Genomic DNA, 15,092 nt, shown 5'->3' with positions numbered 1-15,092 from the left:
CATCTCTTGCACGCTGTAGCGTATTTGCCGGATTTGGCCATCAACCACGCAGTTTCTGCTACGAATAAAGATGTTATTTGCTGGCCAGAATCGTTAAACTATGGCAATTTTTTGATTTCGCTGGCCTTATTGAATTAGGGCGACAGCCTGTATATTGAGATAATTTGCACAATGAAAGAATCGTTACGTTTACGATTAGATCAACTTTCTGACCGTCACGAAGAATTAACAGCACTCTTGGCCGATGCTGAAGTCATTTCCGATAACAAACGCTTTCGCCAGCTGTCGCGCGAACACAATGACCTGAGCGAAATTACCGAAGTCTGGGGCAAATATACCCAGGCCGAAGCCGATATTGAAACGGCTGAAGCAATGCTGTCCGATCCTGACTTTAAAGAGATGGCGCAGGAAGAGATCAAGGAAAACAAGGCACTGATTGAACAGCTGGAAGCGGATTTAAACATCCTGATGATTCCTAAAGATCCGAATGATGCCAACTCGGCCTATCTGGAAATTCGTGCCGGCACCGGTGGTGATGAAGCAGCAATTTTCTCCGGCGATTTATTCCGCATGTACAGCAAATATGCCGAATCTCAAGGCTGGCGTATTGAAGTGCTGTCAGAAAACGAAGGCGAACACGGCGGCTATAAAGAAGTGATTTGTCTGGTTAATGGTGACGGGGTCTATGGCCGCCTGAAATTTGAAAGTGGCGCACATCGTGTCCAGCGTGTTCCGGCAACTGAATCGCAAGGCCGTGTACATACGTCCGCCTGTACCGTGGCTATTTTGCCTGAAATTGATGTCGATACCACGGTGGATATTAACCCGGCAGATTTACGTATTGATACCTACCGCGCGTCGGGTGCCGGTGGTCAGCACGTCAACAAAACTGACTCTGCGGTGCGTATTACCCATATTCCAACCGGAACGGTAGTGGAATGTCAGGAAGAACGTTCGCAGCACAAGAACAAAGCCAAAGCCATGGCCTTATTGGCCTCACGTCTGGAAAATGCCAAACGTGCTGCAGCAGATGCTGCCACTTCGGAAATGCGTCGTGACTTGGTCGGTTCCGGTGACCGTTCCGAGCGTATTCGCACCTATAACTATCCGCAAGGGCGGATGACCGATCATCGTATTAACTTAACTTTATATAAGTTAGATGCAGTGATGGAAGGTGATTTAACCGAATTGCTGGACAGCCTGCACCGTGAATATCAGGCCGATCAGCTGGCGTTACTTGCCCAGCAAAATGGTGGCTAATGAAAATTGCCGATGCACTGGCCATTCGTGGCGTAGCAGACAGCTACGAACGTCAGGAAAATCTCTGGCTACTGGAGCATATTCTAGGTTTATCTGCCTTGGCGCTGAAATATCAGGCCGATCGTGAGCTAAGCCCAGAACAGGAACAGCAATATCTTGCGGGTATTGCCCGGATTGAAGCAGGTGAACCCTTGGCCTATGTCACCGGTTCACAGCCATTCTGGACACTGGATTTAAAAGTCACACCAGATACCCTGGTGCCAAGACCAGATACCGAAGTACTGGTAGAAAGCTGTTTGCAACTGGATTTACCGGCACAAGCGGCGATTATCGACTTGGGTACCGGCACCGGTGCGATTGCCTTGGCCTTGGCATCGGAACGTCCGGATTGGCAGGTGACTGCAACCGATATTTATCCGCCGACTCTGGCGGTTGCCAAAGAAAATGCGCAGACGCATAACTTGGAGCGGGTAGAGTTTAAGCTGGGCGCCTGGTTTGCTGCTTTAGGCGTTCCTGCCGAGCCGAGGTTTGATCTGATTGTGTCGAATCCACCGTATATTGCGGCTGATGATGTACATATGAAAGATTTGGCCACCGAACCTGAACGGGCCTTAGTGGCGGCCAAGCAGGGCTTATCTGATCTTGAGATTATTATTCAGCAAGGCAAGCACTGGTTAAAACCGCAAGGCTGGATTGCTGTAGAGCATGGTTATGATCAGGCAGTAGCTGTGCAAAATATCTTTAACGATGCCGGTTTTGTTGCGGTACGCACCATTCTGGATTATGGCGGTAATGATCGGGTGACTATCGGCCAACTCGGCGATTAAGTCAGGTTGCCTTTAATCGCCTGAATGGCCGGAGGTAATTCTTCACCCAAGGCACTCAGCATTTCCCGTTCGATTAGCCGGACCATGGCACTCAGTGGCAGGTCATTGTCTTGCAGGCCAAACGGTTCTTCCAGCTGTTCGCTTAAGGCATCCAAGCCCAAAAACAGATAGGCAATCAATCCCACCAGAATGGGGGTCCAGATACCTAAATTCGCCTCTAAACTAAAAGGCAGAATAAAGCAGAAACAGTACACGGTGCGGTGTAGCAATACCGAATACGAAAAAGGTAACGGCGTGGTCAGAATCCGGTCACAACCGGCCTGAATATCCCCTAAGCTGATAATGTGCTTGTTCAGGCCATGATAGACAATATCTGACAGTTCGCCGCTGTGCAGGGCCTTGACCAGATCTTTCTGAATCTGTTCCAGAATAAACTGGGCGGCATTAATATGCCCAAACAGCGCCTGATAATCGGCCGGGCTTAAATTGACCTTGTTATGATAAAAATCAATCGGCTCATTCTGGGTGCGCAGCCGGTTTTTCAGTAAATTGCTAAACAGCATTACCCGATACATCAGCACCTGACGTTCGGCGGGCGGCAACACATAGGAATCACGGGTAAGATGGCGTGAGGTGGCAATCAGCTGCCCCCATAATTTGCGGCCTTCCCACCAGCGTTCATAACTGGCAGTATTTCTGAAACTGAGGAAAATCGACAGGATAACCCCGAAAATGGTAAAGCCAATCGCGGGCACGGCCGGCGCCTGTACATAATGATGCGAGGACAGATAGACCAGCACGGTGGAAATGAACACCACCATCATTAAGGCCGGCATGACCTTGGGCAAGATGGTGCCTGACCATGCAAAAAGTAATGCGAAACTGTTGCTTTTATCCCGAATAATCATAGTGCTTCTGCGCGGATGCTCAGCCGTAGTGTTCCATAGCCGGACAAGGCAATGCAAGCCGTATACGTTGGGATGATTCAGTATAATCCAGTCAAAAAAAGTGACGCCGTAGCGTCACTTGAATAAGGCGTTGGGTAACTGCTCAAGATTTACATTGGATAATCTTGCAGACAGTCAGATACTTCCACCTGAGCCAGGCTATCGGTTTCTAAAGCCAGACACAGCGCTACAATTTTTGCCGTTTCGCTCAGGTTTTCATCTTTAAGTGCTAAGCCTGCTTGTAAGGCGTGCAGATCTTCCTGAGGAATATCTAAGGCTTGTGCCGCTTCTAGCGCATCTTCACGATCAAAAAATGCCGCCATCGCATTACGTAACTGATCTTCAGAGGTGTTGAGAATGCCTTGATTCAGCAATTCATCAAGTTGCTCTGAAGGAGTAGAAAGTGCGTGATTAAAATTTTGAACCAGATTTTGTGCAAGCACATCAATCATCTTAAGCATGGGAACCTCTAAAGATGGAGTACAACAAGGAGGAGGAGGGATTACAGCCAAAATTGCATAGAATCTATGCGATAAATTGAGTGAAAATTAATCTATTTTGGTGTGATTGGCAATGCTGTTACGATGAATGACCGGTTCAAATACTGCACTTGAAATGCCAAGTGCTTCATATTGCAACTTATATTTAAAAGTTCTGAGTTAAAAATATCAGCATAAATAACGGCTAGCTTTGATTCTGCCGGTAGGCCCCCGGATTTAAGCCAGTCCACTTTTTAAAGGCTCGGTGAAAGGCACTTGGATCATGAAAATTCAGCCGTTCACTAATATCTTGTAGCGATAGCTCGGTTTTCGAGAGCAGTTCAATCGCGGTATCGCGGCGGATTTCATTTTTCAGTTGCTGATAGCTGGTACCTTCCTGTTTTAAACGGCGCTGAAAAGTGGCGCCTGACATATTCAGTTGTCGGGTCAGTTCATGCAGTTCCAGCCATTCACTTGGCGGACGCTGCATCAGTTGTTTGCGAATCATCGTGCTTAACGCATGCGGATTTTTAAAACGCACCAGCAGGTTATACGGGGTTTGCTGTAAAAAGCGTTTCCAGCTGCGCTCATCCTGCTTGATTTTTAGACCCAAAGCCTGCGCATCAAAATAGATTCGGTTGTCGGGTTGTTCATAGCGAATGTTTTCACAAAAGCGCACCCGATAATCTGCATCATCGCTTGGAGCCGGGCATTTTAGTTCGATTTTTTGAATGGCAATGCGCTGTCCACTGAGCCAGCAGATCAGGCTATGCACCAGCATTAAATAAGTCGCATAACTGAACATGGCTTTGGGCTGCGCCCGATCATGAAGGGTCAGCACAGCAGCATCTTTGTTGAGCTGCAGTTCCCCGCGCAGATCATCCAGAATCAGGTTGAAAAACTTTAGAATCTCTTTCAGTGCGGTTTCAATGGTATCGGCAGAGTAGACCCATTTGGACAATAAACGATAACTGCCACGGCGCAGCGGATGGCTGTCCATACCAAAAAACTCATCATTCATGGCATCGGCCAGGGCAATCCACAGCTGCCCATATTGCAGCACCGACACCCGCGCTTTGGCCGAATGCATCAGCTCCAGCGGAATACCGGCCCGGGTCAGAATGGAGTGAATTTCCACCCCTTGCTGCTGGGCGGCTTGCAGTGCTTCATGCACCAGTGCAATAGAAATGGTGCCTTTACTATAATGCAAATGGGATGGCGTCATCGCGTGTCTATTCAATTTAAAATTATGTTAAAAATGCTATTGTTCAAAGGCATCATGCAGGATGCTGTATTTGGAAATTGTACTCAAGCTGGAGTCTGATTACTCTGCATCTTAAGTCGAGTATGTGTCATTGATAACAAAACTATTTGGGAAAATAAAATGAAGATTCAAGGAAAAGTATGTGTGGTTACCGGTGGTGCATCTGGTTTGGGCGCTGCTACTGCACAGTATCTGGTGGAGCAGGGGGCCAATGTCATTCTGGTCGATATGAATCAGGAGCTGGGTACGCAAATGGCACAGCAATTGGGTGAAAAAGCCCAGTTTAAGGCGCTGGATGTGACCGATGAAGCCGCGGTAGAGCAATTCTTTGCCGAGATTGAGCAGCACTATGGCCAGTTAAATGGTCTGGTCAACTGTGCCGGCATCGCACCTTCAGCCAAAGTGCTGGGCAAAGAAGGCTTACATAGCTTAAGCATGTTCCAGAAAGTGCTGGACATTAATGTCAGTGGCAGCTTTAACATGATTCGTTTTGCTGCGCAGCTGATGGCCAAATATCAACTGCAAGCTGGTGAAGAAGAGCGCGGTGTAATTGTCAATACCGCTTCAGTGGCGGCGTATGAAGGACAGATTGGTCAGGCGGCCTATTCTGCGTCCAAAGGTGCGATTGTGGCGATGACCTTGCCGCTAGCGCGTGAACTGGCCCGTGAATCGATCCGCGTGATGACCATTGCACCGGGGATTATGGAAACACCAATGCTGAAAGCCTTTCCACAGCATGTGCAGGATGCTTTGGGGCAGATGGTGCCATATCCACCGCGTCTGGCTAAGCCACATGAGTTTGCCCAGTTGGTAGGACAGATTTTTGAAAATGGCTATTTGAATGGTGAGGTGATTCGTCTGGATGGTGCGATCCGGATGCAGCCTAAATAAGTACAATGCTTAAAAAAGCAGCCCTTTGCTGGGTTAAATAAATAGCCTAAGTAAATAAAAATAAGATAAACCCATCTGGTCTGGTTGTCGTGCTGATGCTGCAGCTAGACCATCCCCCAAGTTTTTAGATCAGCCAGCGTACTTCAGCCGAATCCAACGTAATGAGAACGAGAAAGCAATGATTTTAAATGAACAACAAAAAATGGTTCAGGACATGATGCGTAGCTATGCGCAGGAGAAATTGAAACCGACCGCAGCCGAACGCGATAAAACCGCACAGTTTCCGGCACAGGAACTGAAAGAGCTGGGCGCTTTAGGTGCACTGGGTATGACTGTATCGGAACAGTGGGGTGGTGCCGGTCTGGATTATATCTCGCTGGTGCTGGCTTTAGAGGAAATTGCCGCAGGAGATGGTGCGATTTCGACGATTGTGAGTGTGCAAAACTCTTTACCGTGCGGCATCATTCAGCGTTATGGCACTGAAGCGCAAAAACAGCATTATCTGACCAAACTGGCGACCGGTGAATGGTTAGGCTGTTTTTGCCTGACCGAACCGCAAGTCGGTTCCGATGCTAGTGCCATCGAATGCAAGGCTGAACGTGATGGTGACAGCTGGATATTAAATGGCACCAAGCAGTTTATTACCACCGGTAAACACGCCCAGCTGGCTTTGGTCTTTGCTGTGACCGATAAATCTGCTGGCAAAAAAGGCATTTCCTGCTTTTTGGTCCCGACCGAGAACCCCGGATATATCGTATCGCGTTTAGAAGACAAAATGGGGCAGCATTGTTCCGATACGGCGACTATTGTGCTGGATCAATGCCGTATTCCAGCTGATCATCTGCTCGGTCAGGAAGGCGAAGGCTATAAAATTGCTTTGTCCAATCTGGAGTCAGGCCGGATCGGGATTGCTGCCCAATCGGTGGGGATGGCGCGTGCTGCTTTAGATGCCGCCGTGGAATATGCCAATGAACGTAAAGCCTTTGGGGTTGAGATCGTGCAACATCAGGCAGTGGCTTTTCGTCTGGCCGATATGGCCACGCAAATTGAAGCGGCGCGTCAGTTGATTTTGCATGCAGCCAGCTTAAAAGATGCCGGTTTACCGTGTTTAAAAGAGGCTTCGATGGCCAAACTGTTTGCTTCAACCATGGCAGAGCGCGTCTGCTCCGATGCCATCCAGATTCATGGCGGTTATGGTTATGTGTCCGACTTCCCGGTAGAACGGATTTACCGCGATGTTCGGGTTAGCCAGATTTATGAAGGCGCTTCGGATATTCAGCGTTTGGTGATTGCCCGGGCTGTGACCCAGTCTTAAACCGGCGTTGATACAGCAATATGTCCAAACACGGCATCACGATTGAGGCCAATGGAAATTGCAGTGGTGCCCTCCTTATGCTGAACTGAAGCATAAGATGTTATTCATCATCTAACCCATCTCCCATGTGAAGACCGCTTTGCATGGGTACAATCTAAAAATAGCAGTATAAGAAATAACCCTGCAGTCGGATGGACTGCAGACCATCAGCCCGATGGCATGAAAACAACAAGGAACACGTCCTGCAATACGGATGTTTTTGCAGATCAATCGCCCCGAAGGATAAGAGGTTGCCCCCATGAAAACGTTGCAAGACGCCTATCAAGATTTTAATTTGGAACAACTGATTGCTACCCAGTTACAGGGAACGGCACAGGCGCTGAATGCCTATACCGAATGCTGTGGTCGATATTGCGGACAGCAGCACACCGCTTTGATCTGGGAAGGTAAGCAGGGTGAATCAGCTCGTTGGAGCTTTGATCAGCTGGCTGAGGCTTCAGGCAAGCTGGCCAATTATTTTCAGGCCATGGGTTTAAAAGCAGGCGACTGTATTGCCGGTCTGCTGCCAAGAACTCCGGAATTGCTGATTACCGTATTGGCCACCTGGCGGATGGGCGCGGTCTATCAGCCGCTATTTACGGCATTTGAATCGAAAGCGATTGAACACCGGCTGGAGGCTGCCAATACCCGGTTTATTGTGACCCATACCGAGCAACGCGCCAAACTCAGTTCATTGCAGCAGATTGGTATATTAACCGTCGGTGCTGAAGCGGCTGGAACAGGTGATGCCGATTTCTGGCAGCAGCTGAATCAGCATTCTGCCAGTTTTGAGCCGGTACTGCGCAGCTTTGATGATGACTTCCTGATGATGTTTACTTCGGGTACTACGGGTCTGGCAAAATCGGTACCGGTGCCTTTAAAAGCCTTGCTGGCCTTTAAAGGTTATATGCAGCATGCGGTCGATTTACGTGCTGAAGATTCGTTCTGGAATCTGGCCGATCCGGGCTGGGCCTATGGGTTGTATTATGGCATTACCGGGCCGCTCAGTCTGGGGCATAGTATTATCATGGATGAACGACCATTTAGTGTCGATCATGCACTGGAAGTCATTCAAAAATATCAGGTCAGCAATTTGGCCGGTTCGCCAACAGCCTTTCGTATGTTCTTTGGCTTTAAAGAAAAATTTGCCGGTGTACCTAAAACCTTGCGCGTGGTCAGCAGTGCCGGTGAGCCACTAACCCCAGAAGTTATTCACTGGTTTAAACAGGATCTCGAGGTCAATGTTTACGATCAGTACGGACAAACTGAACTGGGCATGGTGATTGCCAATCATCATGCGCTGGAACATCACAAAAAAGTGGGCTCGGCCGGTTATGCCATTCCGGGACATCGTTTTGCGGTATTAAATGCACAGCATCAGGAAGTTGCCGCGGGTGAAATTGGCACGCTGGCGCTGGATGAATCACAATCTCCATTAATGTGGTTTAAAGGCTATGCCGGACATAACCGTAAATCCTTTGTGGGCCAGTACTATTTAACCGGTGATACGGTGCGTTTAAATGAGCTGGGCGGAATTGATTTTATTGGGCGTGCAGACGATGTCATTACAACTTCGGGCTATCGGGTCGGACCGTTTGATGTCGAAAGCACCTTGCTGGAATGCGAGGAAGTGCTGGAATCAGCCGTGGTGGGTAAACCGGACCCGGCACGTACTGAAATCGTTAAAGCCTTTGTGGTGCTAAAAGCACAATTTGCTGCAAGTCCGGCACTGGAACAAAAACTACAGCATTATGTGCGTTCACGTTTATCCAAACATGCTTATCCGAAAGAGATTGAATTTGTCGAGGCTTTACCCAAAACCTCCAGCGGCAAGATTCAACGCAATATCCTTAAGCAGCAGGAAATTGATAAACAGATACTGTTGGAAAAAGTCAGTTAAGAGGAGATAGAAGACGATTAAAATTATTTAATTTATGTAATTTGTATGTCATTACATTTGGTTTCTTGATATTGATTTTTATCAGTTTTATTTTTATCTATAAAAAGTCACGCAAGAATCTGCAAAATACAGGTCAAAGCGTGCCTTTTTTTTATGGCTATTTCAAGGCGTATATGTGGCTGTTATAAATCCATTTTCTGGTGTTCAGAATTGGGTTCACCAGTTTTACCGGTCAGATTGCCTTTCAGTACTTTAAATAACTGGGTGACTTTATTGTCGGTGACATTCCAGTATTCGGCACTAATCGCTTCTGCCACCAGAACACGCACCGAAGGATCATCCTTGCCGTTAAACCAGTTTTCCGCCCATGGATTCCAGAGCTGATCAATCAGGGCACGATCTGTACTGATTTGCGCATGTGCACTCATCGACACATAAATCCCGTCTGAGGGTTTGGAGAACGCCAGACCAATCTGGTTACGGCCGCTGGTCACTGCTGTAACCAGATCATTGCTGTCACGCAAAATAAAATACAAATTCTGACGTTCATGCAGCTTTTCAGAATTGAGCATGGTCATTGGCTGTGCATGAATTTCTTGGGTTTCGGTGTGGTGACTGATCATGGTGAAGCGTACATCTTTAATCAGTTCCCATAATTTGTCGCGGTTATGTTGATCGTTCATGTGCTTTGCTCCTGATGTCAGTAAATGCGCTTTTACGCAAAAGAACTCATTCACAAGCAGAGTAAAACGATTTTTGTGCTTCGCGTAGCGGTCTCACCTAACTCATACAGATTCAGGGTAAAACAATATCTGCGCTCAACAAAAGCGCATCAGGCAAGACAGTTGTTTACATATCATCCAGACCAAGAGGTTATACATAAAACGAAGGGCGGCGAACACCGAAAAAACAGTGGGTAAGGCTGTTAAAAAAAATCAATCGAATTACACTATAGCCAGCAAAAAACAGGAAGATAAATGGTGACACTTGAGGATAACTGGCAGGAACTGAGCGATGCAGAAATGCATTTATATAGTCGCCAGATTTTGCTGGATGGCTGGGATATCGAAGCGCAGGAAAAATTAAAACTGGCCAATGTGCTGATTGTCGGTTGTGGCGGTATAGGCTGTAGCAGTGCCGAACTATTGGCGCGCGCCGGGGTCGGAAAAATCACCCTCATTGATGCCGATACGATTGAAATCAGTAATTTGCAACGTCAAATTGCCTATAGCGCAGAAGATTTAGGCTTCTATAAGGCCGACATTCTGGCCAAGCGTCTGCAAAAGATTAATCCGTATATTCAGGTACATGCCATCACAGCCAAACTGGATGACAGCAATGCCGCCGAACTGATTGCCCAGCAGGATCTGGTTTTGGATGGCTGCGATAATTTCAGTACCCGCTATCTGGTCAACCGTGTTTGTGTGCAGTATCAGGTGGCGCTGATTAGTGCCTCGGCCATTGGTTTTCAGGGCCAGTTGTTTATGGTAGAAGGTGATTCGGCCTGCTATGAATGCCTGTTTCCAAAAGAAGATCAGGTCAATGAAAGCCTGCGCTGCGCCGATTCTGGTGTGCTGGCCACGACTCCGAATGTGATGGCCAGTTTACAGGCGCATCATACCTTGATCTATTTAGGTCTGGGAATTGCTGCGTTAAAACAGAAGCTGCTGCTCTGGGATGGGCTGAGTTTAAAACAGCGCCTGCTGGCGTTTGAAAAAGACCGAAATTGCCCATGCTGTCAGGCAAGATAAATCTATCTGACATCAATTTTTTGCTACACTGACTCAAATTTAATTTCATCGAAGACATTATGAAAAACAATATCTGGTTAGATGGCCTTCGTTCCGTGGCGCGTATGGGCGAAACGGCGGTCGTGGCGGCCAAAGCCGGCCTGAAATATGCGACTGAAAAACCCAGCAACGCCAAACTGATGCGTGAAACCTTTGAATCGCTCGGTTCAACCTATATCAAGCTGGGACAGTTTATTGCCAGCACGCCATCTTTGTTTCCACGTGAGTATGTGGAAGAGTTTCAGGGCTGTTTAGATCAAACTCCATCATTGCCGTTTAGCTATGTACAGCAGGTGCTGGCTTCAGAATTCGCCGGGCGTGATTTAGGCGAAATTTTTGCCTCGATTGATGAAACCCCGCTGGCTTCGGCTTCCATTGCCCAGGTGCATGCTGCCAAGCTGGTCTCGGGCGAAGATGTGGTGATTAAAGTCCAGAAACCGGGTGTGGAAACCATTTTATATACCGACCTGAATGTGCTGCACTGGGCCACCAAGCTGCTGGAAAAAGCCGTACCAAAAGTAAAATTCGCCTCTCTGGCTGATATTGTCGAAGAAATTAAAGTCCGTATGGTGCGCGAAGTCGACTTTATTGAAGAAGCCAAAAACCTGGATGATTTTGTCAATTATCTGAACCTGACCCAGAATCAGGCTGCAACAGCGCCGAAGGTTTATCATCAGTATTCCACTCGCCGGGTGTTGACCATGCAGCGTCTTTTCGGGGTGCCTTTAACCGATTTTGAAGTGGTAAAACAGTATGCCAAAGACCCGTCGCAGGTGTTAATTACCGCCATGAATACCTGGTTTGGCAGCCTGATGATGTGTAACAGTTTCCATGCCGACCTGCATGCTGGCAACCTGATGCTGCTGGAAGATGGCCGCGTCGGTTTTATTGATTTTGGTATTGTCGGGCAGCTGAAGCCTGAAGTCTGGACGGCCTGTATCGCCTTTATGGATGCCTTGCAGAATACCGACTACACGCTGATGGCGGAAAACATGCTGAAAATGGGCATGACCGATACCCAGATTAACACCCAAGTGCTGGCGCAAGATTTGGAACGTCTGTTTAGTGGTGTACTGCTGGCCGATCCACAGGAAATCCTCAGTTCAAATCCGGCCGATTTAAATGACATCATGATGGATATGGTGGCGGTTGGTGAACGTCATGGCATCCGTTTCCCGCGTGATTTTGCGCTGCTGTTCAAGCAAATGCTGTACTTTGACCGTTTCATGCGTATCCTGGCGCCGTATACTGACATTTATGCCGACCAGCGCTTGCAGATGGTACAAAGTATGGACCCGAATCTGCTGCTCAAACATTAATTTATAGACATCGCCCAGCTTTTATATAACAAGCTGTTGCTGCTACATCGCAAAGTGACACGTGATGCTAATGTAGCAGGCAGGCGATGATTCACGTTATACACGCCCGAGTAATCCGATGGACGCAATTATTATTGAAGGCTTAAAGGTCGAAACAGTGGTGGGCTGTTTTAACTGGGAGCGTCAGATTATCCAGCCTTTGCTGCTGGACTTAAGCATTCAGTGCAGTCTGGAGCAGGCTGCCTGTTCTGATGAACTGGAAGATACCCTGAACTATGCCGAAATTTGCGAAATTTCTGCGCAAGTGATTCAGGCCGCTCAGCCAAAATTGATTGAACATGCAGCAAAGCTGGTGCTGGATGCACTTTTTGCTCACTATCCTACAGTTGAATCGATTATGATTAGCATCCGCAAGCCTGCCATTATCCCGCAAGCCCAATCTGTAGGAATTCGTCTTGAACGCCACCGAAACGATTTTCGCCCTAGCACTGGCGAGTAATTCTCATCCTGAACAGCATTTTCAACAGGCATTTGCTGCGCTGTCGCGTTTGGGGCGTTTGCAGTGTTCCTCGATTTATCTGATTCCGTGCCGGGATGGGATTGGTGCGGATTACTGGAATGCCGCCTGTCTGCTCAAGAGTGAACACAGTGTCGAGCAGATTCTGGCCTTGCTAAAACAGTTAGAAGCAGATTCCGGGCGGGTACGACCTTCACATCAAATCAGTTTAGATGTGGATTTAATTGCTTGGGGGACAAGCCTGGAGCAAATGCAATTTAATCCGAAAAAATTACCGCTGGCTCTGGATGTAAAAATCCCGATGTTCGAGCTGTGGCACAATGCGGCATTTGCTCATCAGCCCCATCCATTTCCTGTAATTCAATGTTCAGCGTGAAGATGACATGATTTATCAGCAAGCCCGGTTTTTATACCGGGCTTTTTAAATTAAGTAGATAAATTGGTCGTGTTGATTTTACTTAAGCTTGCACACGCATGATAAAACAGCCTGCGAGGATGCAGGCTGTTTTTGGAATCTTTCATCAAACATGATGAAGATAAAACGCTTAAATATAATAACTGGTCTTGGTCATCAGTTTTGAAATACCGGTCATAGCAATACGTACAGGCGCAGGGAGATCAACCCCGCCTGCATTTAGCGCCGTATCACGATGATGCAGCTCATCCTCGTTCATTTGTTCCAGAATTTTGCGCGAGCGTTCATCATGTGCTGGCAATTGACGAATATGATCTTCTAAATGCAGGCTGACCTGACGCTCAGTTTCAGCGACAAAACCTAAGCTATATTTGTCTCCGGCAATTCCGGCAATAGCGCCCATGCCAAAAGATAGTCCGTACCAGACCGGATTGAGCAGGCTGGTATGGCTATCCAGTTCTTTTAAACGGTCTTCACACCAGGCCAAATGATCCTGTTCTTCAATGGCGGCCTGTTCCATTTCGCGGCGTACATTCGGGAGCTTCGCTGTCAGTGCCTGACCATGATACAGCGCCTGCGCACAAACTTCACCACTATGATTGACCCGCATTAATCCCGCCACATGACGCGCTTCACTCACTGCTAATTGAGTTGGAGTATTTTGCCCAGGATTATCGCGCTGAGCCGAGGTGACACCCGGAACCAGGCTGCGTAAGGCCTGATCAAATGAATGAATAAACTTGTCGAGACCGGTGTAATGACGCATGAATTTAATCCTCCAGAGGGGCTGCTGCAGTATCAAGCATAGACTTGAGTTTAAACAAGAGCCAGATGGTGAATATGGCGCTTAAAACAGCAGTAATACAAAACAGAATTTTAAGGTCAATTTGCAGCACGCTTAAAATAATAATCGAGAAGATGGCTGAAGAAACCATAAAAATCGCATTTAAAATGTTATTGGCTGCCACCACCCGGGCACGATGCGAGCGCGGTGAATAGGCCTGCATCATGGCATATAGGGGCACAATATAAAAACCACCGCTAATACCGAGCAAGGTCACGGCTAGCATCACATGATAATAACTCCAGCCTTGCTGAAAGACTTCGCTTAAGCCCAGTAGTTCACCAGTTTGTGGTGGTACAAAGGCCAGTGTAGCAGCCAGATAAAACGCAAATACGGTTAAACCGACCGCACCAATCGGTACCATCTTGATATTTACCTCGGTGCCGCCAATTTTACGACAGAGTAATGAACCGACACCAATCCCGACCGAGAAGAAAGTTAGCAATAAGCTGACCACATTTTCAGAAGCATGCAGGTTTTGCTGGGTCAGCTGCGGAATTTGGGTCAGATACGTCGCGCCATAAAACCAGTACCAGGAGTTACCGAGTAAAATCAGAAAAATCAGCGGCAGGTTTTTGGCATATTTTAAGGTTTGAATACTGGTACGGAAAAAGTTCCAGTCCACCTGTAACTGCGGTGCAGCAATCGGCTGTTTTAAAATAAAACGGCTGGCAAGATAACCGACCACGGCAATAGCCAGCACGGTCAGGCTGATCCAGAGTAAATTACCAGCGGAGAGGGAAATCACCGCGCCGCCTAGAATCATCCCGACCAGAATGGCAATTGAGGTGCCGGACTGGAACAGCGCATTTCCCGACATCAACTCATTCGGTTTCAGGATTTCTGGCAAAATCGCATATTTGATGGGACCAAAAAAGGTCGATTGGGTACCCATTAAAAACAGGGCAAACATCAGCAACCATAAGTTGCCAATCAGGAAGCCGACCGTGGCCAGTAACATCACCGCAATTTCCAGCAGTTTTAAATAACGCACCAGCTGCGAGCGTTCATATTTATCGGCAATTTGTCCGGCTGTGGCCGAGAAAATAAAATAGGGCAAAATGAACAGCAGTGCCGCCAGATTATTCAGGGTGCTGATACTGCCAGATTGCTGACTGATCCAGCCATAGGTAATCACCAGCAGCAAAGCCTGCTTAAACACGTTGTCATTCAGCGCGCCCAGAAACTGGGTACAGAACATGGGCAAGAAGCGTCGTGTGGCTAGCAAATTTTCATTTTTTTCCATAAGAAGTGGACTTCATTAGTTTTATTAAGAAATGTGACC

The 15,092-nt window shown here is 47.6% G+C and carries 15 protein-coding genes; 9 read left to right on the top strand and 6 right to left on the bottom strand.

Going from position 1 to position 15,092, the window contains the following annotated elements; all coding sequences use genetic code 11:
- Window positions 1-171 precede the first annotated feature (171 nt).
- Both prfA and prmC read left to right on the top strand, forming a co-directional pair.
- Window positions 172-1,260 carry a peptide chain release factor 1 gene (gene prfA, locus GA693_RS06310; protein ID WP_005178710.1) on the top strand — a complete coding sequence of 363 codons (1,089 nt, stop codon included), beginning with the start codon at window positions 172-174 and terminating at the stop codon, window positions 1,258-1,260.
- Complete coding sequence (gene prmC / locus GA693_RS06305) at window positions 1,260-2,087, top strand: peptide chain release factor N(5)-glutamine methyltransferase (RefSeq protein ID WP_075166875.1); 828 nt, start codon at window positions 1,260-1,262, stop codon at window positions 2,085-2,087. Before prfA ends, prmC begins: the two co-directional genes overlap by 1 nt.
- On the opposite strand, the gene GA693_RS06300 is transcribed toward prmC, so the two are convergent.
- The 3 genes from GA693_RS06300 to GA693_RS06290 form a co-directional block, all read right to left on the bottom strand.
- A complete protein-coding gene (locus GA693_RS06300; protein WP_160241219.1) occupies window positions 2,084-2,995 on the bottom strand; it encodes a bestrophin family protein in 912 nt (303 codons plus the stop codon). The genes prmC and GA693_RS06300 overlap by 4 nt on opposite strands.
- 149 nt (window positions 2,996-3,144) lie before the next feature.
- Window positions 3,145-3,495 (bottom strand): hypothetical protein, encoded by a 351-nt coding sequence (locus GA693_RS06295; RefSeq protein ID WP_005178707.1) that lies wholly within the window; start codon window positions 3,493-3,495, stop codon window positions 3,145-3,147.
- A 223-nt stretch (window positions 3,496-3,718) separates the two neighbouring features.
- A complete protein-coding gene (locus GA693_RS06290) occupies window positions 3,719-4,738 on the bottom strand; it encodes an AraC family transcriptional regulator (protein ID WP_016659091.1) in 1,020 nt (339 codons plus the stop codon).
- Between the two features lie 159 nt (window positions 4,739-4,897).
- On the opposite strand from GA693_RS06290, the gene GA693_RS06285 reads away from it, so the two are divergent.
- The 3 genes from GA693_RS06285 to GA693_RS06275 all read left to right on the top strand — a co-directional run bounded on the left by GA693_RS06285 (window position 4,898) and on the right by GA693_RS06275 (window position 8,922).
- On the top strand, window positions 4,898-5,668 hold the full coding sequence (locus GA693_RS06285; RefSeq protein WP_005178702.1) for a 3-hydroxyacyl-CoA dehydrogenase: 771 nt from the start codon (window positions 4,898-4,900) through the stop codon (window positions 5,666-5,668).
- A gap of 178 nt (window positions 5,669-5,846) precedes the next feature.
- Window positions 5,847-6,983 carry an acyl-CoA dehydrogenase family protein gene (locus tag GA693_RS06280; protein WP_005178699.1) on the top strand — a complete coding sequence of 379 codons (1,137 nt, stop codon included), beginning with the start codon at window positions 5,847-5,849 and terminating at the stop codon, window positions 6,981-6,983.
- A gap of 298 nt (window positions 6,984-7,281) precedes the next feature.
- Window positions 7,282-8,922 (top strand): AMP-binding protein, encoded by a 1,641-nt coding sequence (locus tag GA693_RS06275; RefSeq protein ID WP_160241220.1) that lies wholly within the window; start codon window positions 7,282-7,284, stop codon window positions 8,920-8,922.
- A gap of 182 nt (window positions 8,923-9,104) precedes the next feature.
- Here the strand turns inward: GA693_RS06275 and GA693_RS06270 are convergent, their stop codons facing one another.
- Complete coding sequence (locus GA693_RS06270; RefSeq protein ID WP_005178694.1) at window positions 9,105-9,605, bottom strand: pyridoxamine 5'-phosphate oxidase family protein; 501 nt, start codon at window positions 9,603-9,605, stop codon at window positions 9,105-9,107.
- A gap of 294 nt (window positions 9,606-9,899) precedes the next feature.
- Here GA693_RS06270 and GA693_RS06265 point away from each other — a divergent pair, with 294 nt between their 5' ends.
- The 4 genes from GA693_RS06265 to GA693_RS06250 all read left to right on the top strand — a co-directional run bounded on the left by GA693_RS06265 (window position 9,900) and on the right by GA693_RS06250 (window position 12,924).
- Window positions 9,900-10,673 carry a HesA/MoeB/ThiF family protein gene (locus GA693_RS06265; protein ID WP_160241221.1) on the top strand — a complete coding sequence of 258 codons (774 nt, stop codon included), beginning with the start codon at window positions 9,900-9,902 and terminating at the stop codon, window positions 10,671-10,673.
- A 59-nt stretch (window positions 10,674-10,732) separates the two neighbouring features.
- Entirely contained in the window at window positions 10,733-12,031 is a 1,299-nt protein-coding gene (locus GA693_RS06260) for an ABC1 kinase family protein (RefSeq protein WP_016659087.1), read from the top strand.
- A 118-nt stretch (window positions 12,032-12,149) separates the two neighbouring features.
- On the top strand, window positions 12,150-12,530 hold the full coding sequence (gene folB, locus GA693_RS06255; RefSeq protein ID WP_016659086.1) for a dihydroneopterin aldolase: 381 nt from the start codon (window positions 12,150-12,152) through the stop codon (window positions 12,528-12,530).
- Entirely contained in the window at window positions 12,487-12,924 is a 438-nt protein-coding gene (locus GA693_RS06250; protein WP_005178682.1) for a 2-amino-4-hydroxy-6-hydroxymethyldihydropteridine diphosphokinase, read from the top strand. The genes folB and GA693_RS06250 overlap by 44 nt, the downstream gene beginning before the upstream one ends.
- A gap of 169 nt (window positions 12,925-13,093) precedes the next feature.
- Here GA693_RS06250 and coq7 read toward each other — a convergent pair whose 3' ends face one another.
- Both coq7 and GA693_RS06240 read right to left on the bottom strand, forming a co-directional pair.
- On the bottom strand, window positions 13,094-13,729 hold the full coding sequence (gene coq7, locus GA693_RS06245; RefSeq protein ID WP_005178679.1) for a 2-polyprenyl-3-methyl-6-methoxy-1,4-benzoquinone monooxygenase: 636 nt from the start codon (window positions 13,727-13,729) through the stop codon (window positions 13,094-13,096).
- Window positions 13,730-13,733: 4 nt separating this feature from the next.
- Window positions 13,734-15,053 (bottom strand): MFS transporter, encoded by a 1,320-nt coding sequence (locus GA693_RS06240; RefSeq protein WP_160241222.1) that lies wholly within the window; start codon window positions 15,051-15,053, stop codon window positions 13,734-13,736.
- Window positions 15,054-15,092: the final 39 nt, after the last annotated feature.

The sequence above is a fragment of the Acinetobacter indicus genome, from assembly GCF_009914475.1.
Taxonomy (GTDB): Bacteria; Pseudomonadota; Gammaproteobacteria; order Pseudomonadales; family Moraxellaceae; genus Acinetobacter; species Acinetobacter indicus.
This window is presented reverse-complemented; position numbering and strand designations above follow the sequence as displayed.

Coding starts and splice junctions, on each gene's coding strand:
- prfA (WP_005178710.1), top strand. CDS start 172: ATGAAAGAATCGTTACGTTTACGATTAGATCAACTTTCTGACCGTCAC.
- prmC (WP_075166875.1), top strand. CDS start 1,260: ATGAAAATTGCCGATGCACTGGCCATTCGTGGCGTAGCAGACAGCTAC.
- GA693_RS06300 (WP_160241219.1), bottom strand. CDS start 2,995: ATGATTATTCGGGATAAAAGCAACAGTTTCGCATTACTTTTTGCATGG.
- GA693_RS06295 (WP_005178707.1), bottom strand. CDS start 3,495: ATGCTTAAGATGATTGATGTGCTTGCACAAAATCTGGTTCAAAATTTT.
- GA693_RS06290 (WP_016659091.1), bottom strand. CDS start 4,738: ATGACGCCATCCCATTTGCATTATAGTAAAGGCACCATTTCTATTGCA.
- GA693_RS06285 (WP_005178702.1), top strand. CDS start 4,898: ATGAAGATTCAAGGAAAAGTATGTGTGGTTACCGGTGGTGCATCTGGT.
- GA693_RS06280 (WP_005178699.1), top strand. CDS start 5,847: ATGATTTTAAATGAACAACAAAAAATGGTTCAGGACATGATGCGTAGC.
- GA693_RS06275 (WP_160241220.1), top strand. CDS start 7,282: ATGAAAACGTTGCAAGACGCCTATCAAGATTTTAATTTGGAACAACTG.
- GA693_RS06270 (WP_005178694.1), bottom strand. CDS start 9,605: ATGAACGATCAACATAACCGCGACAAATTATGGGAACTGATTAAAGAT.
- GA693_RS06265 (WP_160241221.1), top strand. CDS start 9,900: ATGGTGACACTTGAGGATAACTGGCAGGAACTGAGCGATGCAGAAATG.
- GA693_RS06260 (WP_016659087.1), top strand. CDS start 10,733: ATGAAAAACAATATCTGGTTAGATGGCCTTCGTTCCGTGGCGCGTATG.
- folB (WP_016659086.1), top strand. CDS start 12,150: ATGGACGCAATTATTATTGAAGGCTTAAAGGTCGAAACAGTGGTGGGC.
- coq7 (WP_005178679.1), bottom strand. CDS start 13,729: ATGCGTCATTACACCGGTCTCGACAAGTTTATTCATTCATTTGATCAG.
- GA693_RS06240 (WP_160241222.1), bottom strand. CDS start 15,053: ATGGAAAAAAATGAAAATTTGCTAGCCACACGACGCTTCTTGCCCATG.